Annotated in this window: 18 protein-coding genes; 14 read left to right on the forward strand and 4 right to left on the reverse strand. The window is 29.5% G+C overall.

Annotated features, from left to right (window positions below; genetic code table 11):
- The first annotated feature begins 240 nt into the window (after positions 1-240).
- Both htpG and Q0H31_RS03800 read left to right on the forward strand, forming a co-directional pair.
- Positions 241-2,160, forward strand: coding sequence for a molecular chaperone HtpG (htpG, locus tag Q0H31_RS03795; RefSeq protein ID WP_295295885.1), 1,920 nt, complete (start codon positions 241-243; stop codon positions 2,158-2,160).
- Positions 2,161-2,572: 412 nt separating this feature from the next.
- The gene (locus tag Q0H31_RS03800; RefSeq protein ID WP_295295887.1) at positions 2,573-4,174 is read left to right on the forward strand and encodes a peptide ABC transporter substrate-binding protein; all 1,602 of its coding nucleotides are present in this window, start codon (positions 2,573-2,575) and stop codon (positions 4,172-4,174) included.
- Between the two features lie 389 nt (positions 4,175-4,563).
- Here the strand turns inward: Q0H31_RS03800 and Q0H31_RS03805 are convergent, their stop codons facing one another.
- Complete coding sequence (locus Q0H31_RS03805) at positions 4,564-5,172, reverse strand: hypothetical protein (protein ID WP_295295889.1); 609 nt, start codon at positions 5,170-5,172, stop codon at positions 4,564-4,566.
- A 258-nt stretch (positions 5,173-5,430) separates the two neighbouring features.
- Here Q0H31_RS03805 and dapD point away from each other — a divergent pair, with 258 nt between their 5' ends.
- The 4 genes from dapD (at position 5,431) to Q0H31_RS03825 (ending at position 12,064) form a co-directional block, all read left to right on the forward strand.
- Positions 5,431-6,135 (forward strand): 2,3,4,5-tetrahydropyridine-2,6-dicarboxylate N-acetyltransferase, encoded by a 705-nt coding sequence (gene dapD, locus Q0H31_RS03810; RefSeq protein WP_295295891.1) that lies wholly within the window; start codon positions 5,431-5,433, stop codon positions 6,133-6,135.
- Positions 6,136-6,290: 155 nt separating this feature from the next.
- Positions 6,291-7,463: an iron-containing alcohol dehydrogenase gene (locus tag Q0H31_RS03815; protein WP_295295893.1), complete on the forward strand. Its 1,173-nt coding sequence runs from the start codon at positions 6,291-6,293 to the stop codon at positions 7,461-7,463.
- A 303-nt stretch (positions 7,464-7,766) separates the two neighbouring features.
- Complete coding sequence (locus Q0H31_RS03820) at positions 7,767-10,190, forward strand: hypothetical protein (RefSeq protein WP_295295894.1); 2,424 nt, start codon at positions 7,767-7,769, stop codon at positions 10,188-10,190.
- A gap of 203 nt (positions 10,191-10,393) precedes the next feature.
- The gene (locus Q0H31_RS03825; RefSeq protein ID WP_295295896.1) at positions 10,394-12,064 is read left to right on the forward strand and encodes a hypothetical protein; all 1,671 of its coding nucleotides are present in this window, start codon (positions 10,394-10,396) and stop codon (positions 12,062-12,064) included.
- Between the two features lie 2 nt (positions 12,065-12,066).
- On the opposite strand, the gene Q0H31_RS03830 is transcribed toward Q0H31_RS03825, so the two are convergent.
- The 3 genes from Q0H31_RS03830 to mltG form a co-directional block, all read right to left on the reverse strand.
- On the reverse strand, positions 12,067-12,282 hold the full coding sequence (locus Q0H31_RS03830) for a hypothetical protein (RefSeq protein WP_295295897.1): 216 nt from the start codon (positions 12,280-12,282) through the stop codon (positions 12,067-12,069).
- Complete coding sequence (locus Q0H31_RS03835) at positions 12,275-12,577, reverse strand: BrnT family toxin (RefSeq protein WP_295295899.1); 303 nt, start codon at positions 12,575-12,577, stop codon at positions 12,275-12,277. The genes Q0H31_RS03830 and Q0H31_RS03835 overlap by 8 nt, the downstream gene beginning before the upstream one ends.
- Positions 12,578-13,042: 465 nt before the next feature.
- On the reverse strand, positions 13,043-14,050 hold the full coding sequence (gene mltG, locus Q0H31_RS03840) for an endolytic transglycosylase MltG (RefSeq protein WP_295295901.1): 1,008 nt from the start codon (positions 14,048-14,050) through the stop codon (positions 13,043-13,045).
- Between the two features lie 314 nt (positions 14,051-14,364).
- Between mltG and Q0H31_RS03845 the strand changes: the two genes are divergently transcribed.
- From Q0H31_RS03845 to Q0H31_RS03880, 8 genes are all read left to right on the forward strand, one after another.
- The gene (locus tag Q0H31_RS03845; protein WP_295295902.1) at positions 14,365-15,633 is read left to right on the forward strand and encodes a PTS transporter subunit IIC; all 1,269 of its coding nucleotides are present in this window, start codon (positions 14,365-14,367) and stop codon (positions 15,631-15,633) included.
- A 1-nt stretch (position 15,634) separates the two neighbouring features.
- Entirely contained in the window at positions 15,635-16,234 is a 600-nt protein-coding gene (locus tag Q0H31_RS03850; protein ID WP_295295903.1) for a ribulose-phosphate 3-epimerase, read from the forward strand.
- A gap of 10 nt (positions 16,235-16,244) precedes the next feature.
- Positions 16,245-17,048 carry a BtpA/SgcQ family protein gene (locus Q0H31_RS03855; RefSeq protein WP_295295904.1) on the forward strand — a complete coding sequence of 268 codons (804 nt, stop codon included), beginning with the start codon at positions 16,245-16,247 and terminating at the stop codon, positions 17,046-17,048.
- A gap of 11 nt (positions 17,049-17,059) precedes the next feature.
- Positions 17,060-18,172 (forward strand): M42 family metallopeptidase, encoded by a 1,113-nt coding sequence (locus Q0H31_RS03860; RefSeq protein WP_295295905.1) that lies wholly within the window; start codon positions 17,060-17,062, stop codon positions 18,170-18,172.
- A gap of 14 nt (positions 18,173-18,186) precedes the next feature.
- On the forward strand, positions 18,187-18,468 hold the full coding sequence (locus Q0H31_RS03865) for a PTS sugar transporter subunit IIB (protein ID WP_295295907.1): 282 nt from the start codon (positions 18,187-18,189) through the stop codon (positions 18,466-18,468).
- Between the two features lie 13 nt (positions 18,469-18,481).
- The gene (locus Q0H31_RS03870; protein ID WP_295295909.1) at positions 18,482-18,955 is read left to right on the forward strand and encodes a PTS sugar transporter subunit IIA; all 474 of its coding nucleotides are present in this window, start codon (positions 18,482-18,484) and stop codon (positions 18,953-18,955) included.
- 26 nt (positions 18,956-18,981) lie between these two features.
- Complete coding sequence (locus tag Q0H31_RS03875; protein WP_295295910.1) at positions 18,982-19,758, forward strand: DeoR/GlpR family DNA-binding transcription regulator; 777 nt, start codon at positions 18,982-18,984, stop codon at positions 19,756-19,758.
- A 234-nt stretch (positions 19,759-19,992) separates the two neighbouring features.
- The gene (locus tag Q0H31_RS03880) at positions 19,993-22,380 is read left to right on the forward strand and encodes a sodium-translocating pyrophosphatase (RefSeq protein WP_295295912.1); all 2,388 of its coding nucleotides are present in this window, start codon (positions 19,993-19,995) and stop codon (positions 22,378-22,380) included.
- Positions 22,381-22,447 lie beyond the last annotated feature (67 nt).

Genomic DNA, 22,447 nt, shown 5'->3' on the forward strand with positions numbered 1-22,447 from the left:
TTTAGTTAATTAAATTATAAGGAATACCTGCTTTTTTTAAACTAAAAAACGTGCAATATGTATGGCTCCTAAACATAGTTATTATTAAAAAATATTTGAATTTTTTTATTTTTATTTTATAATATATTAAACTTTATTTTAGACTTTATATATTCACTTCAATACTTTTTACATATTTAATCTTTAATCCGTATAAAGAATTTTTTTAATTTATAAAAACCTATAAAAGGAGAGTTTATTATGGCAGAAAAACAAATACTTAATTTTGAAGCCGAAACAAAACAGATATTAAATTTAATGGTGCATTCTATATACACTCATAAAGAAATATTTTTAAGAGAGCTTATATCAAATGCAAGCGACGCTTTAGATAAAGCAAGATTTGAATCTATAACTAAAAGCGATAAATATACTGATATAGATAATTTAAGAATAAAGATAGAAGTAGATGAGCAAAATAGAACATTAAGTATTATAGATAACGGAATTGGTATGACAAGAGAAGATGTTATCAATAATATAGGCTCTATTGCAAGAAGCGGTACTAAAGCATTTTTGGAGAAAATACAAAAAGATAAAGAAGCTTCAAAAGAAAGCGGAATAGATTTAATAGGGCAATTTGGTGTTGGTTTTTATTCTGCATTTATGGTTGCTGATGATATTATAATAGAAACTAAAAATGTTGATAGTGAAAAGGGTGTTCGTTGGGAGAGTAATGGAGACGGTTCTTATTCTATAGAAGATATTGATAAACAAGACAGAGGCACAAAAATCATACTCAAGCTAAAACCAAAAGATAAAAAACTAGAAGAAGACGGATTTGTTGATGATGATTATTGCAACAGATACACTTTAGAAAGTCTTATTCATAAATATTCAAACTATGTTCATTATCCTATAGTTATGGATATGCCTATACCAAAAAAAGATGAAAAAGAAGTTCAGCAATATGAAGAGAAAACTATTAACTCAATGGTGAGTATATGGCAGAAATCAAAAAGCGATGTTAAGGCAGAAGAGTATAATGAGTTTTATAAAGAGCATTTCCACGACTATGCAGACCCATTTGAAGTAATACATACAAAGGCAGAGGGTACTATAGAATATACTGCACTTTTATTCATACCTTCAAAAGCACCTTTCAATTTCCTTCATCCAGATTTTGAGAGAGGTTTAGAGCTTTATTCAAGAAACGTGTTTATAATGGGTAAATGTAAAGATTTGCTTCCTGAATATTTAAAATTTGTTAGAGGTTTGGTTGATTCTCCTGACTTCTCACTTAATATTTCAAGAGAGATTTTACAGCATAGCACTCAATTAAAAAGAATAGCTTCTAATGTTGAAAAAAAGGTTTTGGAGACTTTAGAAAATATATTAAAAAATGACAGAAAAAGATATCAAGAGTTTTTCAAAGAGTTTGGAGAATCTATAAAAATAGGAATATATTCAGACTTTAGTAAAAAAGATAAATTATCTAATTTGTTATTATTTGAGTCATCAGAAACAGCTGACGGAGAGTATACAACATTAGCAGAATATAAATCAAGAATGAAAGAAGGTCAGGAGTTTATATATTATGCAGCTGCTAAAGATAAAGCTACAATAGAAAAACTTCCTCATATGGAAGGCATGAAAGATAAAGGATACGAAGTGCTTTATTTTACTGATAGAGTTGATGAGTTTATGGTTAATATGATGAGAGAGTTTGACGGCACTAAGCTTCATTCTATACTTCAGGCTGATAACAACACAGAAAATAAAGATGAAAACAAAGATTCTGCTAATAAAGATGTACTTAATGCTATAAAAGAGGTGTTAGGTGCTGATAAGGTTTCTGAGGTGAGAGAGACTAACAGACTTAAAGAGAGTGTTGTTTGTTTATCAAATAAAGAAGATTCTATAAGCTTTAATATGGCTAAGGTGCTTGCTGAAAGCGGAAACCCTATGTTTGCTATGAAGCCTGAGAGGGTATTAGAAATTAATACTTCACATGATGTATTTAAAGCTATAGAGAAAGAGTATCAGGCTAATAAAACTTCTGATTTGTTTAAGGAGTATAGCGAACTTCTTTATGATGAGGCTTGTATACTTGAAGGACTTCCTTTAGAAGACCCTAAATTATTTGCAAGCAGAATGAGCAAATTAATGCTAAAGTTATAATTGATAATGATTTTATTAAAGATAGAAATTGGGAGAATATTTTTAAAGATTATATTTTTTCAATTTTTATCTTTTTAGTTTTTTTTGTTCTTTTTCCCTCGTACGAGCTGTACCACCTTGCCGCACGGTAATGCTATGGTTTAATTATAACTTCTTAGTCGTGTAGGGGAGTGCATTTTAATGTACAATTAAATTATAAAATTTATAATAAAAATGCAGTTTTTCGCGAAGCGTATCCGAAGGATATAAGGTTCTTTTATACCAATACCGAAAGGTAGCTATTTGCTAAAAGAACTGGGGTGTTACCCTACGGGCACGCTTTGCAGGGGGGCAAAGCCCTGCAATAATAAAAATAAAGAAAGCTAAAAAATGCAGTATTTTTTAAATATATATTAAGTATTGGAGTTAATTTATGAGATTAAAAATTATTACTTGTTTAATGATGTTATCTGTTTTATTAGCATCTTGTTCTAATAATAATGAATCATCTGATAACACATTAAATATCAACCTTGGTCCGCAGACAAAAAGTATAGACCCTGCTATAAGCTCTACAGTTATAGGTTCATACTATATCACTCATGCTTTTGAGGGTTTAACTACAATTGATAAAGACGGAAAAATGTCAGGCGGAGCTGCAGAAAGCTGGGAAGAGCTTGACGGCGGTTTGAGATACATATTCCATTTAAGAACTAATGCTAAATGGAATGATGGTAAAACTGTAACTGCTGAAGATTTTGTATATTCTTGGAGGAGGGTTGTTGATCCGAAAACTGCAAGCGATTATGGATATCAATTTGCTCCTGTAAAAAATGCAGAAAAAATTATAGCTGGTGAATTGCCTAAAGAAGAATTAGGTGTTAAGGCTATAGATGATTATACTTTAGAAGTAGTATTAGAAAGACCTACTGTTTATTTTTTGGATTTGGTAAGTTTTACTACATTCTACCCTGTAAGAAAGGACATTATAGAACAATATGCTGATAAATGGGAATTAAATGCAGAAACTTATATAGGAAATGGTCCTTTTACAACTATAGAAATTTCTCCTGATGATAGAATAGTAATGGTAAAAAATACAAATTATTGGAATTATAAAGAAGTGTTGCCTGAAAAATTAAACTTCATAATGATGCAAAACCCTACTGCTTCAGTTGCTGGTATAAAAGACGGAACATTAGATTTTTCTAAAGTAGTTCCTACTCAAGATATACCTGTATTAAAAGAAGAGGGTATATTGCAAATAAAACCTTTATTAGGCTCTTACTATTATTGTTTCAGCACTACTAATGAGATTTTAAAAGATGTTAGAATACGTAAGGCTTTGACATTAGCTATTGACAGAAAATATATAGTTGAAAATGTTACAAAGGGAGGAGAGATACCTACTAGTGCTTTTGTGCCTTATGGTGTTAATGATGTTGATGGGGGCGATTTTAGAGAAAAAGGCGGAGAGTTCTTTGATATAAATGATTATGCTAAAAATGTTGAAGAGGCTAAAAAGTTATTAGCAGAGGCTGGCTATCCAGATGGTAAGGGTTTTCCTGTTTTAGAGTTTAATACAGACAGCGGATTAAATGTTACAATATTTGAAGCTGTTCAGCAGATGTGGAAAGAGAATTTAGGTATAGATGTTCAAATAGTTCAAGAGGAGTTGGCTGCTTTCTTTAGCAATAGATATAGCAGATTATTTACTATAGTGAGAGGCGGTTGGTATGCAGATTTTAATGACCCTATTAATTTTTTAGATTTATTTACCACTCCAGCACCCCTAAACTTCCCAACTTTCAGCAATAAAGAATATGATGAATATTTAAAAGTAGCTTTAACTTCTTCAGATAGAAATGTTAGAATGGACGCCATGCATAAAGCTGAAAAGATATTGATAGATAGTTATGCTATAATGCCTATGTATTTCAATACTGAGCCTTTGCTTGTATCAGAGAAATTAAAAGGTGTATATTATAATCCTCTTTCAATACATAGATTTACATACGCTTATAAAGAGAAATAATTTTTAATAAATTGTATTTTTGATTAAGTTCTTTTACTGCTAAATGAAGTACATACGGTAGTAAAAGGACTGGGGGTGTGTACCCTAAGGGCACGCTTCGCAGGGGGGGGCTAGTCCCCACAAATAAAAAAACATAAAAATTATATTGTTCTTTTTCCCGCCTTACACGGTGCGGACTTCGTCAAAGAACCAAAAAGTGCAAATACTATAGTTAATATTTTTTAATAAAGCAAAAAAAATTTAGCAAATACCAATTGATGAAAAATCACACAACGCACGCAGAACATTACTTTAAAACATAGTAAATCTAAAATGATAAACCAAATTTTTAACCAGAATTTTGTCCACCGTGCGGTTAATATTTTTTATTCTTTTATATAAGAATTCTATTAATAAGTATTTGTAGAATTTTGAATTTCTTCAAGCTTGTTAATGGCATCTCTAAACATAGTAAAATTACTTTGCCAATTGCTTGTTGCTGTAGGGGATATTGCTATATCTTCGTATGTGTTTTCATTAAAATTATTAATAAAATTAAATCTTATATTTGATATGCTTTTTGCAGTGAAATTGTCAAACTCATTATCATTATTAAATTTATATCTTACTTCTATATCATAGTATTTTAAATTACCCATTGTAAATGGATTATACACTGTTTTTTGTATGTTTGTTAATTCTAAAGTGCTTCCGTCATCAAACATAAATATTATAGGAGTTGAGCTTGCTACTTGAAAATAGTACGGATATCTATATCTAAACTCTAATGTTAAAGTTCTTCCATATCTTTTGAAAAATCTAAAACTATTTTCACGCATATATTTTTGAGTATTTTTCCAAGAGGTAAGTATATTTATTTTTGATGTGAGTTTATCTCTTTCTGTGATATATGCTCTGTTTTTTATAATATCATACATTATACTGTTTGTATCCATATCGTTTTGAGCAAATAGCATTAGAGAGCTAAACACTATAAAGATAAATATATATCTGTACATAGAAAAACTCCATTTTTCAATATTATAACACACCGTATAATAAAACGGAATTATAATATTTAAAATTGAATGCAAATGTATATTTTTTAAATATAAATAAAAATCTTTTATTATTCTTTTAATAATCCCGATGGTTATTATTTATAAAAATATAATAATATTTATGTATATATTTTTAATAGATAATATAATTTTTTTGACAAATTTTAATTAATTGTGTATTATGTTAATCTAAAAAATTAAATTTGGGAGTAAAAAATGGATATGTTAGAAAAATCTGAAGATATAATCGCTTATATAAAGAACTCTACAAAAAAAACACCTGTTAAAGCATATATAAAAGGTACTTTATCAAATATAAAAACTAATGCTAAAATTTTCTCTTATGGAGACTTTAATTTTATAGTTGGCGATTATGATGAAATAAAAAAAATATTAGAAGAGTATAAAGAGTTTATAATGGACTATTATTTAGAAAATGACAGAAGAAACTCTGGAGTACCTACATTAAATTACTTTAACATTAATGCCAGAATTGAGCCGGGTGCTATTATAAGAGACAAGGTGAAAATAGGGGACAATGCTGTTATAATGATGGGAGCTATCATAAATATTGGTGCTGAAGTAGGCGAGGGCACTATGATAGATATGGGAGCTGTATTAGGCGGACGTGCTATTGTTGGAAAGAATTGTCATATTGGTGCTGGTGCAGTTTTGGCTGGAGTAATAGAGCCTCCTTCTGCTAAGCCTGTTATAGTTGAGGATAATGTTGTAATAGGAGCTAATGCTGTTGTATTGGAGGGTGTTCATATTGGTAAAAATGCTGTTATTGGTGCTGGTGCTATTGTTATAGAAGATGTGGCTGAGAATCAGGTTGTTGCTGGTAATCCTGCTAAAGTTATTAAAGAGAAAGACAGTAAAACTATTGATAAAACAAAATTAGTTGATGATTTAAGAAAATAATTTTAATTATTTTATAGTATTCTCAAATGATTGCATTTTTTTATTTTTGATTTTTTATAAAAATAATTTATTAGTAAATATTATTTTGTAAAAATTAAAATTTTAATAAAGTGCAATCATTTTTATATTTTATTATTTTTATAAGGGGATAAAATATGCAAAGCTTTAATTTACAGCTTCCTACTAAAGTAATATTTGGAAAAAATGCTCAGGAGAACACTGTTTCAGAAATAAAAAAATTAAATGCTAAAAAAGTATTTATAGTTTATGGTTCTAATAGAATAAAAGAAAATGGATTATTAGATAATATAGAAAATATGTTAAAAAAAGAAAGTATTGATTATGCTTTCTTTAATAATGTAAAAGCAAATCCTCTACTCTCGCATGCAAGAATAGGAGTAAAAAAAGCTATAGAGTTTAATGCTGATTTAATTTTAGGGGTTGGCGGAGGAAGTGTAATAGACACTGCAAAAGCAATAGCTATAGGAGTTGCAAATCCTGATGTTGATATTTGGGACTTTTGGACTAACAAAAAAACTTTAGAGAAAACTACTCATGTAGGAGCTATACTTACAATTTCTGCGGCAGGAAGTGAGACTAGTACATCTGCTGTATTAACAAACGATGAAACTTTAGAAAAGAGAGGTTTTAATACAGAGTTTAATCGCCCTAAATTTGCAATAATGAATCCTTGTTTTACTTTTACTTTGCCTTATTATCAAGTGGCATGCGGAATAGTGGATATTATGATGCATACTTTAGATAGATATTTTGCTGATAATTGCTATAATGAAACTACTGATGCTATTGCTGAGGCACTGCTCAGAGTTGTTATAAAAAATGGTCTTATAGCTATGAAAGACAAAACTAATTATGATGCTATGAGCGAGCTTATGTGGTGCGGAAGTTTGTCGCATAACACTTTAACAGGTTTAGGCAATGAAGCTGATTTTATAGCACATAAATTTGGTCATGAACTTAGTGCTAAGTTTGATGTAGCACATGGGGCTAGTCTTTCTACTGTTTGGGGGCATTGGGCTAAATATTGTTATGATTATTCTGATTATACTAAAGAGAGATTTAGAAAATATGCAAAAAATGTGTGGAATATAGATGATGCTCTTGAAGGAATAAATAAAACTATAGAATATTTCAAACAAATTAATATGCCGACTAATTTTACAGAGTTAGGAATTGGCATTCAAGATGATAATATGCTTAATGTGCTTACGAATGGCACTACTAAAAACGGCAGTTTAACTTTTAAACATTTTAGAGTTTTGAATAAAGACGATGTATTTAATATATTTAGAAGCTGTAATGTTTGATATACACTAAGAGTTTTTAATTTTTTTATTTTAGTTGTTTGCAGGGCTTTGCCCTTAACGAAGTACACACCGTGCAGCCCCCCCCTTTTCTTTTACGACCGAAGGAAGTGCCTGCGACTGAAAGGAGTCCTTCAGGGCGACTGAAAGAAGTACCTTTAGGTATGGGTGCGAAGGCGGGAAAAAGTTGAATAAAACAAAAACTTATATGACAAAATATTGTTCTTTAGTAAAATTAAATTAAGACTCTATAAAACTATTATGAAATTATTGACTTTTAGTGAAAATTAAAATATTATAACTATTATGTCTTACAGTAAAACTATCAGAGAAGAAGAATTAAAAAATAAAGTTGCTAGGGATTATTTTTACTCTTTTGATAATACTCAAATTATAGAGGAGATTGATTTTAGTATCGCTCCAAAAAAAGAAGCTGACAAAAAAGATACAGAATATTTTTTGTGGGCAGAAGCTAAAAAAGGAAATAAAAATGATATTTATGAATCCTTTGTGCAGCTTATACTCACTATCGGAAAAAAAAGAGTATTTGATAAACATTTGCCGCCGCCTTTCTTGGGGGCTTTTGATGCTGAGAAAATCGCTTTTATTCAGTATTATAAAGTGCTTGATGTATTTAATCAAAATGATTTTAATTGGAATGTAACGCCTTCTGACCATGAGTCTAAAGAGTTTAAACAGCTATACAACCTTGTAGAAAATACTTTGAAAAATGAAAGCTATATTTATAAATTTGATGATGATGAGAGAGAATTAAAAGAGTTTATAAGGGCTAATTTTATAGCGGGTAAAAACTCCTTATCGAAAGTGCAGATTGATAAGAATAATTTTGTTAATATATATTCAAAGTGGCTTAATGCCGTAAAAGAATCTATATCTGTGGATTGGGATAGGGCTAAAAGTTTTGGTATAATAGATGCCGATTTTTATTTGGCGGATTTACTAAGCGAGAATAATTTAACATTAAAAGAAAAACTATATGTAATACTAAAAACTGACCATTATGAGCTTGACAGAAAAATAGACGATATGGGGCTTGCATCGAGTAAGGAAGCGTATTTTTATGATAAGCAGAAGGCACATAATGAGTTTTGGAAGAGGTATCAAAGACCGCCTAAAAGTGAGTATTGGGATTATATAATAGAGAGGCGGGATTTACTTGTGCCGCAGGATATAAGAGAGCGAAAGGGGTCGTTTTTCACGCCGCAGATATGGGTTGAGAAGAGTCAGGAATATATAGCGGAAGTATTGGGGGAGAATTGGCAGGATGAATATTATATATGGGACTGTGCGGCAGGCACGGGGAATTTGCTTGCGGGGCTTACGAATAAATATAACATATGGGCATCTACTTTGGACAAGGCAGATGTAGAGATAATGAAAGAGCGAGTGAAGAATGGCGCGAACTTGCTAGAGAATCATATATTTCAATTTGACTTTTTGAATGACGAGTTTGATAAGCTTCCAGAAGATTTGAGGCGAATAGTAGAAGATGAAGAGAGTAGGAAGAAATTAGTAATCTATATCAACCCACCTTACGCCGAGGCTACAACGGGAACAACTATATCAGGAACAGGAAAAAATAAAGCAAACGTTGCTTTAGATAATAATACATATTATAAATATAAAGATATAATGAGCAGTGCGAGTAATGAACTATTTGCACAGTTTTTTATAAGAGTTTATAAAGAAATACCTAATTGTATATTGGCTTCTTTTTCAACTCTAAAATATGTTAACTCTACTAATTTTATAAAGTTTAGAGAAACTTTTAGAACTAAATTTTTAAAAGGCTTTATTGTACCTGCTTATACATTTGATAATGTTAATGGAAAATTTCCTATAGGCTTTATAATTTGGGATACTTCTAAAAAAGAGAAAATAAAAGAAATAAAACTTGATATTTTTGATAATATAGAAAATTATTTATATAGTAGAATATTTTATAGTAATGAAAATATAAAAAGTATAAATCAATGGATTACTCAATTTAATATAAAAAAAGAATTTATTGGATTAATTGTTAGCTCTTCTCCAGATTTTCAGCATAATCAACAAGTAGCTATATTGTCTAAACCTCAAGCAAGATATTGTTTCTATATTACAAAAAATTATTTAAAAGAATTCTGTATATATTTTTCAGTGCGTCATTGTATTGAGCATACTTGGATTAATCACAACGACCAATTACTTTACCCCCAAAATTCTTGGGAGGAGGACACTGAATTTCAGAATGATTGCATAGCTTTTACGCTTTTCCACTCTAAAAACAGAATTTCTTCAGAGCAGGGCGTTAATCATTGGATACCGTTCACCGAAGTGCAGCTTAATGCTAAAGACTCTTTCGCCTCTCATTTCATGACTGATTTCCTCTCTGGTAAAATTAAAAAAACTACTTCAGACAATGACAGTCTTTTTAGCAGCGACACAAAATCGTCTTCTCCTTTAAAATTTTCAAGTGAGGCTAATGCGGTTTTTGAGGCTGGGTTATCCTTATGGAAATATTATCATTCTTTCGACCTTATTAATGTTAATGCGTCCTACTATGACATACGTGCGTTTTTCCAGAAGTTTAATGACAAGGGGCGTATGAATCCAACCTCTAAAGACGAGACTTACAACTCATTACTTGCAGACCTCAAGTCTGAAATGGATATTCTTGCCCAAAAAATTGCCGTTAAGGTGTATGAGCATGGGTTTTTGAAGGAGTGATTTTAGTTTTTGATTTAACTTTTTAGCGTTGCCAAAGGTGAATTTTTTTATGCAGTTCTTTTGCTTCTTTTATACCAATAAAAGAAGTGGGGTGCGGGGCAAAGCCCTGCAGATAAATAAAAAACTATTTTTATAAAATGCATTATTATTGATGATTTATATATTTGGGTTATAATTGAAGTATGATTTTTTAAGAGTTTTTTATGATTGTATTAGATACTAATGAAACAATATTATCCCCAAGAAATATTAGAGAATGTAAAACAAAAGAACAATTAATATTATATCTTAAATTAAATTTGTTAGGTCAAGCTCTTAATAAAGGAAAAATTTTACAAGGTTATAGTTTGACTATTACAGATGAAGAAGAAAAAGACTATACATTAAATATAAGGGCTATAAATAATGATAATGTTGAAGAAAAAATTCCAATCTCTTTTAGTTTAGAGAATGTAATTCAATATTTTAGTACAAAAAAAGAAGATAAATATGAATTAAATTATAATATTAATTTTGAAAATATTATAATTTCTTGTGGGCTATTCATTCAAAATGTTAACTTTAATGGTTCAGTATATTTTCGCAATACTACTCTGCAATTAAATGTTGGATTTTATAATTCTAATTTTAATAAACTATTAGTATTTTCACATTCTGATTTTTATAAAATGCAACGATTAGAGTTTGATAATATTGAATTTAATAATATGTTATCATTTGCATATTGTAATTTTGACTGCAGAGTTGAAATTAAGAATTCAAAATTTAACGGTATTTCATTTTTTATAAGAAATACATTTCATTCAATTTTAATATTTAGTAAAAAATGTGAATTAAATAATATTATTTGTTTTTATATATCTAATTTTAAATCAAATTTAGAATTCAAAAATACAACTATGAATACAATTATGTATTTTCGTGGTTCTACAATAAGTAAATTATCATTTAATGAAATTAAATTTAATGATAATAATTCTATTCTATCAATAGATAATAATTTTATAGAAAATAATTATTATGATAGATTTTTTTATTATTTATTGGAAGATGAGAAAAAAGAAATATTAAAAGATATAAATAAAAAAAATAATGAAATAAATAAAATACATTTTTATAATATAAGAATAACAGGAAAAATTGATTTACAAAATATAGAAGTAAAAGAAGCAGATTTTAAAGGTTCTATTATTGATGGCGGTTTAATTAATCCTGTTAATTTCAAAGTGCATAAATTTGTCAATCGTGAAAGTGCTTTATTTCTTAAACAGCAGGCTTATGCCAGAAACAATGCTATTGATGCATTAGAATATAAGGCTAAGGAAATTGATAAACACAAAGAAGATTTAATAAAAGATTGGCAGAAAAATAAAAATTTCAAAACTTTAGGAGACATACTTTCTATTGAATTAAGTTCACTCTATAGCGACAATGGGCAGAATTGGGTTAAGGCTTTTATTTGTACTATTCTTTTTCCAACGGTGTTTTTTACTCTTTCATATAATATTTATAATATACCAATTTTTATATTTGTACTTATTTCATTTCTTTTTATACCATTATGTGATAATACAAAGATTACAAAATATATATTTATTTCAATGTTTACATATTTAATATTATTTATTCCTATTCAAAACTATATTTTTAGTATACTTATAGATATTGATAATAAAACTTTTATAAAAGAACTTCTTTCATATATAACACCTACAAATTTTAATCAAATAATATTAGATAAAACTAATGAAAGTTATATATACAAAGACAATACTATTATTAGAGCAATAAGTTATTTTTTAGGTAAGGTGTTGTTTTGGTACGGATCGGTGCAGACTGTTACTGCGTTTAGGAAGTTCGCTAAAGGGGCTTGAGCTTATTTACTCATTAGATATTTTGAAAGTATTTCGTTTGCTATTTCAGATATTGATGCCTCTGATTGTTTGGATAAAATTTCTAATTCAGATAATATTTTTTTGTCTAAATAAATAGGAGGAGTTATATTTTCGCTTTCAATAAAAAACTTTCCATTTTCAAAATTTGTAATTTTCTGTGCTTTTGAAAAATCATATTCTTTTTTTATATCACTCATAGTCCCTCCTGTTATAATATTGATTAATTTCATTTTTAGTTGCGTATCTTGCTGATATAATTCTTATAATTTCTTCGTTAGAATTTTTTGTTCTATCTGTATGAATAACAACTGCAATAAACTTTCCTTTAATATTTCCCATTGTAATAAATCTGTCTTCATAATCTGAATGTTCTTCATCTTTCATAATAAGGGCATTTCTATCTGCAAAAACATATATTGCATCTTCAAATGAAATTTTATGTTTTCTAATATTGATAAGATTTTTGTTGTTATCCCATTCAAACTTTATCATAATATTATTTTATATCATTAGACTATAATATCAATAGTATAAAATAAGCAGCAGATAGTTATATCGTTTAGGAAGTTCGCTAAAGTGCCTTGATACTAATAATATTGCCGTTAAGGTGTATGAGCATGGTTTTTTAAAGAATAAAATCATTTTCAAAAAGATACAAAATATAGGTATTAATTTAATCTTATACATTCCAAAATATAAAGTAAAAACATTTGCACTTTTTGGTTCTTTTTGCTGCGGAAAAAAGAATAATAAAATTTTTATCTTTTTTATTATTTGTGTGGACTATCCCCCTACGAAGCGTGCCCTTAGGGTACACGCCCCCACTTCTTTTGCGACCGAAGGAAGTGCCTGCGACCAAAGGGTGTTCTTCAGGGCGACCGAAAGGAGTACCTTTAAGTGTGGGTGCTAAGGCGTAAAAAGTTGATAGAAAATAAAAACTTCTATAACAAAATATAATTATTTTTTAAAAATATATTTATCAATATTTCTTAAATGCTCTTCATATGTTACAGAGAAAGCATGTTTGCCTGTGCCGTCTGCTACAAAAAATATATAATCTGTTTTGGCAGGGTTTAAAGATGCTTCTATGGCTTTAGCACTGCTTGAACAAATTGGGCCCGGCGGTAATCCTGTATTTTTATAAGTGTTATAAGGGTGTACCATACGTAAGTCATCATATTTTAAATTAGGCTTTTCTATATAATCGCCTTTTACCAAAGTCATAGCATAAATTGTTGTAGGGTCAGCCTCTAATCTTTTATCTATATTTAATCTGTTGTAGTATACTGATGCTATTAGTTTAGGGTCGTCATTAGGTCCCATCTCTTTTTCTACAATAGAAGCCATAGTTAACACTTCATGTACAGTTCTTCCAATTTTTTTAGCTCTCTCTTCTAAATCTGGAAATTGTTTGAAAAGTGAGTCTATCATATGAGTAACTAATACTTCTGCAGGGTTGCCCTTTACTATATAATATGTAGAAGGGAATATGTATCCTTCCGCACTATCAGAAGGAATATTATATTTTTCTAATATTTTTTTATCATGGCAAACTTTTAAAAATTCTTCTTTTGTTGTAAATCCTTGATTTTCTAAATAGTTAGCTATTTCGTATATGTTTTTTCCCTCTGCGATAGTGAGTCTTACCATAGCTTGTTTTCCGCTATTTAAATGCTTCATTATATCTATCATACTCATATTTTTATCAAGCTCATAATAACCGCTTAAAAGTTTTCTGTCATATTTTAAGTGTTTAGCCAACACAACGAATAATCTTGAATTTCTAATGAGTCCTTGCTCTTGTAATTTTTTTGATATATTGTAAGCTCCTTCTCCTTGTTTAATTTCAAAGTATACTTTTTGAGAATTTTTTGATATAGGAGTAATTGTATATACTATTAAACTAGCTATCGCTATAGCAAATATTACAGTTATAGAAACTATTATAATTAAAGCTCTTTTCATAATTTTGCATAAACCTTTATATGATTGATTATTGATTAATAATTATAACCAAATAAATAGAAATTGTCAAAATAATATTTTTGTTTAAGTTTATATTATGTAGTTTTTAATAATTATGGAGAATATAGAATGATGTTTTAGTTTACAACAAAAAAATCACAAATAAATCATTAATAAATCAATTATTAATTATATTTTAATCAAAAACATATATTTTTTTAATAAAAAGTTGACAACAAAGCAATTATTTATATAATTATATGTATAAATAATGATAAAAAATAGATAAATAATTAATAATAAGGAGTGCGTTTATGAATGCCATCATATCTATTACTAATTTTATAACTTCGCTCGGCTCTACTGTAATGCTTCCAATAATTGTTTTAATATTGGGGTTAATATTGAGAATGAAAATAGGCAAAGCTATAGTATCTGCTTTAACTATAGGAGTGGGATTTGTAGGTTTAGGATTAATAATTAATCTGCTTGTAGGTGCTTTAGACCCGGCTACAAAAATATTAATAGAAAAATTTGGATTAAATTTAGTTGCTTTAGATGTAGGCTGGCCTGTTGGTTCTGCAATAGCTTTTGGTACTACAATAGGAGCTTTAATAATACCTATAATATTTATTTTTAATATCATTTTATTATCATTAAAATTAACTAAAACTTTAGATGTAGATATGTGGAATTTCTGGCACTTTGCTTTTTCTGGTTCTATAGCATATTTATGGTCTGGAAATAACTACATTATAGGTATAGCGGTTGCTTTAATACACTGCTTCATATCATTCAAAATAGCTGATATAACAGCTCCAAAAGTACAGGAGTTCTTTAATATACCGGGAATTTCAATACCTCAAGGATTTGCTACAACTACTGTACCAATAGTATTAGTATTAGATAAAATATTAGATAAAATTCCTGTTATAAAAGATATAAATATAAACATAGAAAGCATACAAAAGAAATTTGGTATATTAGGTCTTCCATTGGTTATGGGTACAGTTATAGGGTTGATTTTGGGATTATTATCATATGGATTTAAAAAAGAAACATTGAATCTTGCTATACAGATGGGTGCTGTTATGTTGTTATGTCCAAGAATAATATCTATATTTATGGAAGGCTTTGCTCCGGTATCTGATGCAGCGAGGGAATTCATGCAAAAGAAATTCAAAAATCAAGAGTTCAATATTGGTTTGGATTCTGCTATAATGATAGGAAATCCAAGCACAATATTAGTAGGTGCAATACTTATACCTATTACACTCATACTTGCATTTATATTGCCCGGAAACAAAGTATTGCCTTTTGCTGATTTAGCTTCTACTGCATTCTTTGTAGCATTCGTAACACCTTTAGTAAAAGGAAATTTCTTCAGAACTTTAATATACGGAATAGTGATAATGGTAGTTGTATTATATGTTTCATCAGGTTTTGCTGAAGGATTAACTGCTATAGCTAAAAATATAGGCTATGAGTTTCCTGCTAATTCTTCTATGATAACTGGTTTATCAGAAGGAAACTGGATAGCATATGTATTAACTAATATAGTAAGACTTATAACAGGAAATTAATATGATAAATATATCTCCATCTATAGCATCATCTAATCTGCTTGATATAAGAAATGAAATAAAAAAAGTGGAAAATAGTAATTGCTATAGCTTACATATAGATATAGAGGACGGCAATTTTGTACCAAATATTACTTTTGGCATAAAACTTATAAACCTTATAAGAAAAGAAACTAATATGCCTATATCATATCATTTAATGGTTACAAACCCATTATTTTGGATTGATGAATTGCCTTTAAGAAATAATGATATTGTATTTATGCATGTAGAAAGCTATCAGTATCCAAAATACATAATTAATACAATAAAAAATAGAGGTGTAGATTCTGGTATTGCTTTTAACCCTTCTACTTCTATAGACAATTACAAATATTTATCAGCTATATGCGGCAACATCATGATTATGACTAGTGAGCCCGACAGGAATGGAGACAATTTTATAGAGGATATGGAAAGCAAGATAATAAAAGCAAAGGAATACAATTTTAATAATATATGGGTAGATGGAGATATTAACGCAGAGAGAATAGAAAAATTGAGCAAAATTGGGGTTACTAATTTTGTTTTGGGAAGATACTTTTTTTCAAAAAATAATTAAGGAGGATAAAATGAAATGGATTAAAGAGGTATTTAAAACGGAGAAACCTATTATAGCTATGTGTCATTTTCAAGCTATGCCGGGAGATCCTAGGTATGATTATAATAAAGGAATGGATTATGTAATTGAATCAGCATTTAATGATTTAGTTGCTTTACAAGAAGGCGATGTTGATGCTATAATGTTTTCAAATGAATTTAGTATGCCGTATCTAACAAAAACTCATCCTATAACTTCAATAGCTATGGCAAGAATAATAGGTGAGTTAAAAAAAGAAATAAAAAAACCATTTGGCGTAAATGTTTTGTGGGACCCTACTGCTTCTATAGACTTAGCTGTTGCTACTGGTGCTAGTTTTGTAAGAGAGATATTTACAGGTGTATATGCGAGTGATTTTGGTATATGGAATACTAATATAGGGGAAGTATCAAGACATAGAGATGCGTTAAGGGCAAATAATATAAAGTTATTATTTAATATAGTACCTGAAGCAGCAAAATATTTAGCAAGCAGAGAAATAGAAGATATAGCAAAAACAACAGTATTTAACAATTTGCCTGATGGTGTTTGTGTTTCGGGTTCTACTGCTGGGGCAGAGACTGACAGCTCTATATTAAAAAGGGTAAAAAATTGTATAAAGGATACTGCTGTATTTGTTAATACGGGTGTAAGATTAAACAATGTTGAAGAGAAATTGTCTATAGCTGATGGTGCGGTTGTTGGAACTACTTTTAAAAAAGACGGAGAGTTTTTTAATGGTGTAGATAAAAATAGAGTTAAAGAGTTTATGGACAAAGTAAAAAGCATAAGATAAATGGAGCTTCTATGAGCAGCAATAATGATGTTTTAATAAAAAGAGTAATGGAACTATCTGATATAATAGGGCCTTCATATAGAGAGGAAAGGGTTATAGAGTATTTGGTAAAAGAATTCAGAAAAATTACAGATAATGTTGAAGTTGATAATATAGGCAATATAAATGTAGTATTCAAATCTAAATCAAATCCTGATCAATTTATCACTCTTTTTGCTCATTCTGATGAGATAGGTTTTATTGTAAAAAAAGTTGAAAAAAACGGCTTTTTAAGGATAGAGAGAATAGGCGGTGTAAATAGGAATATACTCCCCGGTACAACAATTCAATTTTTGAATAGTGGTGATAAGGAGGTTATGGGAGTAATAGGAGTAAAAAGCCACCATTTTATGAAAGATTCTGAGAAAGGTGTTATTGCTGCTCCTGAAAGCTTATATGTTGATATAGGGGCTTTTTCAGATAAAGATGTATATAATAATTATAATATAAGGGTTGGTTCTGTAGGTGTTTTATATTCTAAAGCGAGACAAAATAGAGACCTTTTAATAGGAAAGGCGATGGATGATAGGGCTAATTGTGCTTTATTGTTATGTTTGGCTGAGGAGATAAAAGACCTTGATATAGATTTTTCTGTATGTATAACAATAAGCGTACAGGAAGAATTTAATATAAGAGGAATATTACCTGCCATAGAGAGAATTAAACCATATATAGCTATAGGATTAGATGTTACTCCGTCATGCGACACTCCGGATTTGAATGGATATTCAGATGTTGTATTAAATAATGGTGTTGGCATTACTGCTATGAATTTCCACGGCAGAGGAACTTTAGCTGGTATTATTCCTGATAAAAAATTATTAGAACATTTGACAAAAATAGCTGAGCAAAATAATATACCTTATCAATATGAAGTAGCTTTAGGAGTTTTAACAGAAACAGCGTTTTTGGAATTTGCTGGGAATTATGGTATACCTTGTGCTTCTTTATCTATACCAACAAGATATACCCATACAAACATAGAAACAGTTTCTATTAATGATTTAGTTAATGCCAAAAAACTTCTATACAATTTCTTAATTGATATAAAAAAAGATAATAAATACGGCAAAAATAATTTTTGATAAAAGGAGATAAAATGAAAAGAATTATAATATCATGCGGTTCTGGTATAGCAACTTCAACTATGGCTGCTGCTGCTGTAAAAAACATATTAGAATCATTATCAAAAGATATGGAAATAATAAAATGCAGTGTTCAAGAAATACAAGGATATATTGATGGTGCTGTATTGATAGTTTCTACCGCTCAAGTTCCATTTGAAACTAATATTCCGGTTGTAAGCGGGGTGCCATTTCTAACGGGTGTTGGAAAAGAAAAAACAATTGAAGAAATAACAAATATACTTAAAAACTTATAGGAGTTATAAATATATGGTAAACCCTATAGAATTAGCTTTATCTTCAAATTTGTATAAAGCAAACATAAAAAGCACTGATTGGAAAGAAGCTTTAAGAGAAACGGCTTCTATATTAGAAAAAAATAATTGTATTGATAATAATTATGTGGAAAAAATAATAGAAGATTCTGTTAAACTTAATTTTTATTATTGTCTGGGAGAAAACATAGCGATGCCTCATACTTCGCCTGAATTTGGTGCTATTAAAACTTCTATTGCTATAGTAACTTCAAAAGATGGTATATATTTTGGTAATCATGAATTCAATCCTATAAAAGTAATTTTTATGATTTCAGTAATAAAAGATGATGACCATATTGATTTTATAATGAAGATAGCTGAAATATTGCAAGACAGAGAGTTTATAGATAATATATCTAATTGTGAAAATGACGATGAACTTAAAAATATTTTATTAAACAAAATTAAAAATCAATCGAATATGTAAATGTTAACTTTTTATAATGGTAAAATATGAATACTATAGAAAAATATAATAGATTAGAAGAATTAAAAAAATTAGTAATACAAAAAAAAAGGTTAATGGTAGAAGATGTTGTAGAATATTTTAATGTATCATACCCTACAGCGAGAAGATATATACAAGAAGTATTAACAGATAATAGAGATTTAAAAAAAATAAGAAATGGTATAGGTTTAGTTTCAGATATAAGAGAATCTGAGATATATTTTGAAGAAAAATTAAATATTAATATAGAGGCTAAAAAATCGATAGCTAAAAAATGTGCCTCTTTAATATTAGAGGGCGAAACTATTATTATAGATTCTGGAAGCACTTGCTATTTTTTTGCACAAGAAATATATCATAAAAATTTAAAAGTAGTTTCAACTGATATAAAAATAAGTATGGAGCTTATAGATAATAAAAACATATCTGTATATACTATAGGCGGTGAAATAAGAAAGGGATATTATTCTATAGGCGGCGAAATAGCTAAAGAAAATATTAAGAATTTTTTCGTTAATACAGCAATAATGTCGGCAGATGCTGTAGATTTGGAAAGGGGTATAACTAATGCAGATGTGTTTGAAGTGCCTGTAAAAAAAGAATTAAGAAAATGCAGCGAAAGATTAATATTAATAGTTGATAGTTCAAAATTTAATTGCAATTCATTTTATCATATCATGCCGTTATCTAATATAGATATTATTATTACAGATTCTAATATAGATAAAGATATACAAAAAAAAATAAAAGAAGAGAAGAATATAGAATTGATAATAGTATGATAATGTAATATAGTACAAAATATGAATTTTAAAATTTATCATAATGTTTTTTAACTTAAATTATATAATTTTTAAAGTTTTTCGATATAATTAAGTAGTTTTTACACTAAATATATTCAATAATTTCCATTACAAACATACTAATTATGTGAAATCGTTGACAATTTATGTATTTTATGATATATTACATAACTGTATAATTTCTAACAAAAATTCAAAAAATAGGGTAAGTATATGAAATACGAAATTTTAGCTCAAAATGCCCGCTTTTTTACAATATCAGCGGCAATTCTAACCTTAGCTTTTGCATTCTATTTCTATAAATGGATGCGTAAGCAAGATGAAGGTACAGACAAAATGAAGGAAATAGCTTCGCATGTTCGCTCTGGTGCTATAGCTTATCTTAAACAACAATATAGAGTTATAGCTTTCTTTTTTGCTGGAGCTTTCATTATTTTTGCTATTCTTTCTTATGCTTTAAAAGTACAAAATCCATTCATTCCTATAGGTTTCTTAACAGGAGGTTTCTTCTCAACACTTTCTGGTTTCTTAGGTATGAAAACTGCTACTTATGCATCAGCAAGAACTGCTAATGCTGCTAGCAAATCACTAAACCAAGGCTTAACTATAGCTTTCCGTTCTGGTGCTGTTATGGGTCTTACTGTTGTTGGTTTAGCTTTATTTGATATATCTATGTGGTTTATAATACTTAATGCTTGGCTTGATAATAGTTGGTTTAACACTGACTTTTTGGCTTTAGGTAATATTGCTCGTGATTCTTCAGAGTTTATTTCTGCTAAGATTCACTTTGTTACTACTACAATGCTTAGCTTTGGTGTAGGTGCTTCTTTCCAAGCTTTATTTGCTCGTGTTGGCGGCGGTATATTTACTAAAGCTGCTGACGTTGGTGCTGACTTGGTAGGTAAAGTTGAAGCTGGAATACCTGAAGATGACCCAAGAAACCCTGCTGTTATAGCTGACAACGTTGGTGATAACGTGGGTGACGTTGCTGGTATGGGTGCTGACCTATATGAATCTTATGCAGGTTCTATACTTGCTGCTATGAGTTTAGGTTCTGCTGCTTTTGGTTATATTAATCCTGATATTAGCCCTATATATGCTGTATCTCTTCCTATGATACTTGCTGCAATTGGTACTCTTTCTTCTATAATAGGTGTATTCTTCGTTAAAACTAAAGAAGGTGCTACTATGGGAGAATTGTTAAAATCTTTAAGAGTTGGTGTTTATGTGAGCAGTGCTATAATAATAGTTGTTGCTTTCATATTAGTAAAAATGCTTCTTCCAAACAATTTGGGATTATTTGTTTCTATAATTGTAGGACTTATAGCTGGTAACGTAGTTGGTTTCTTTACAGAATACTACACTGCTGCTGAATATAAACCTACTCAATGGGTTGCTGAACAATCTAAAACTGGTCCTGCTACTGTTATCATCGGCGGACTTGCTGTTGGTATGCAATCTACTTTAATACCTGTTGTTACAGTAGTTGTTTCTATTATATTAGCATTTGGTTTTGCAGGCGGTTTTGGTGCTGGTGCTTCTGCATTCTCTCAAGGTTTATATGGTATTGCTTTAGCTTCTGTTGGTATGTTATCTACTTTAGGTATTACATTAGCTACAGATGCTTATGGTCCTATAGCTGACAATGCTGGCGGTAACGCTGAGATGTCTGGTCTTCCTGAGAGTGTTAGAGAGAGAACTGATGCTTTAGACTCTTTAGGTAATACTACTGCTGCTACTGGTAAAGGTTTTGCTATTTGTTCTGCTGCTTTAACTGCTATGGCTTTAATTGCTGGTTATATAGAAGAGATTAAAGTTTCTTTAGGCAGAATGATTAATACAGGTAATTTAACTTCTATCAATATAGGTACTATAGAGTATACTGCTAACACACCTGCAGAATTATATCAGAAAATAGTTTACAGCTTACATATGAATGAGTTTATGAATGCTTTCAATATTCACTTGATGAACCCTAAAGTATTAGTTGGTATATTTATTGGTGCTATGTTAGTATTCTTCTTCTGTGCTTTAACTATGAAAGCTGTTGGACGTGCTGCTGCTGGAGTTGTTGAGGAAGTTAGAAGACAGTTTAGAGAGATTAAAGGTTTATTAGCTGGAGAGGCTGGAGTAAAAGCTGATTATGAGAAAGCTGTTCAAATCTGTACTAAATCTGCTCAAAAAGAGATGATTGTTCCTTCTGTACTTGCTATAGTTGTACCTGCTGTTGTTGGATTTATATTTGGCGTACCTGCTGTTATAGGTATGTTAGTGGGCGGCTTAACTTCTGGTTTTGCTATGGCTGTTATGATGTCTAATGCTGGCGGTGCTTGGGACAATGCTAAAAAATATATTGAAGCTGGTAATTTAGGCGGTAAAAAGATACTTGATGAAAATGGTAACAAAATTACTAACCCTAATCATGCTGCTGCTGTTATAGGGGATACTGTTGGTGACCCATTCAAAGATACTTCTGGACCAAGCTTAAACATTCTTATTAAACTTATGAGCTTAATAAGTGTTGTATTTGCTGGTGCCGTTGTTGCTTTCTCACCAAAAATTCAGGCTTTACTTGGAATAGCTGACCAAATTATTAAGTAATAAATTTTATTTAATATAAACATATATAAGCTGCTTGACTTTAATAATAGAAGTTGAGCAGCTTTTT

Source organism: uncultured Brachyspira sp., from assembly GCF_934747485.1.
In the GTDB taxonomy this organism is placed as follows: domain Bacteria; phylum Spirochaetota; class Brachyspiria; order Brachyspirales; family Brachyspiraceae; genus Brachyspira.

What these genes read in the sequence shown, in the direction of transcription:
- htpG (WP_295295885.1), top strand. Translation starts at nt 241, where the DNA reads ATGGCAGAAAAACAAATACTTAATTTTGAAGCCGAAACAAAACAGATA.
- Q0H31_RS03800 (WP_295295887.1), top strand. Translation starts at nt 2,573, where the DNA reads ATGAGATTAAAAATTATTACTTGTTTAATGATGTTATCTGTTTTATTA.
- Q0H31_RS03805 (WP_295295889.1), bottom strand. Translation starts at nt 5,172, where the DNA reads ATGTACAGATATATATTTATCTTTATAGTGTTTAGCTCTCTAATGCTA.
- dapD (WP_295295891.1), top strand. Translation starts at nt 5,431, where the DNA reads ATGGATATGTTAGAAAAATCTGAAGATATAATCGCTTATATAAAGAAC.
- Q0H31_RS03815 (WP_295295893.1), top strand. Translation starts at nt 6,291, where the DNA reads ATGCAAAGCTTTAATTTACAGCTTCCTACTAAAGTAATATTTGGAAAA.
- Q0H31_RS03820 (WP_295295894.1), top strand. Translation starts at nt 7,767, where the DNA reads ATGTCTTACAGTAAAACTATCAGAGAAGAAGAATTAAAAAATAAAGTT.
- Q0H31_RS03825 (WP_295295896.1), top strand. Translation starts at nt 10,394, where the DNA reads ATGATTGTATTAGATACTAATGAAACAATATTATCCCCAAGAAATATT.
- Q0H31_RS03830 (WP_295295897.1), bottom strand. Translation starts at nt 12,282, where the DNA reads ATGAGTGATATAAAAAAAGAATATGATTTTTCAAAAGCACAGAAAATT.
- Q0H31_RS03835 (WP_295295899.1), bottom strand. Translation starts at nt 12,577, where the DNA reads ATGATAAAGTTTGAATGGGATAACAACAAAAATCTTATCAATATTAGA.
- mltG (WP_295295901.1), bottom strand. Translation starts at nt 14,050, where the DNA reads ATGAAAAGAGCTTTAATTATAATAGTTTCTATAACTGTAATATTTGCT.
- Q0H31_RS03845 (WP_295295902.1), top strand. Translation starts at nt 14,365, where the DNA reads ATGAATGCCATCATATCTATTACTAATTTTATAACTTCGCTCGGCTCT.
- Q0H31_RS03850 (WP_295295903.1), top strand. Translation starts at nt 15,635, where the DNA reads ATGATAAATATATCTCCATCTATAGCATCATCTAATCTGCTTGATATA.
- Q0H31_RS03855 (WP_295295904.1), top strand. Translation starts at nt 16,245, where the DNA reads ATGAAATGGATTAAAGAGGTATTTAAAACGGAGAAACCTATTATAGCT.
- Q0H31_RS03860 (WP_295295905.1), top strand. Translation starts at nt 17,060, where the DNA reads ATGAGCAGCAATAATGATGTTTTAATAAAAAGAGTAATGGAACTATCT.
- Q0H31_RS03865 (WP_295295907.1), top strand. Translation starts at nt 18,187, where the DNA reads ATGAAAAGAATTATAATATCATGCGGTTCTGGTATAGCAACTTCAACT.
- Q0H31_RS03870 (WP_295295909.1), top strand. Translation starts at nt 18,482, where the DNA reads ATGGTAAACCCTATAGAATTAGCTTTATCTTCAAATTTGTATAAAGCA.
- Q0H31_RS03875 (WP_295295910.1), top strand. Translation starts at nt 18,982, where the DNA reads ATGAATACTATAGAAAAATATAATAGATTAGAAGAATTAAAAAAATTA.
- Q0H31_RS03880 (WP_295295912.1), top strand. Translation starts at nt 19,993, where the DNA reads ATGAAATACGAAATTTTAGCTCAAAATGCCCGCTTTTTTACAATATCA.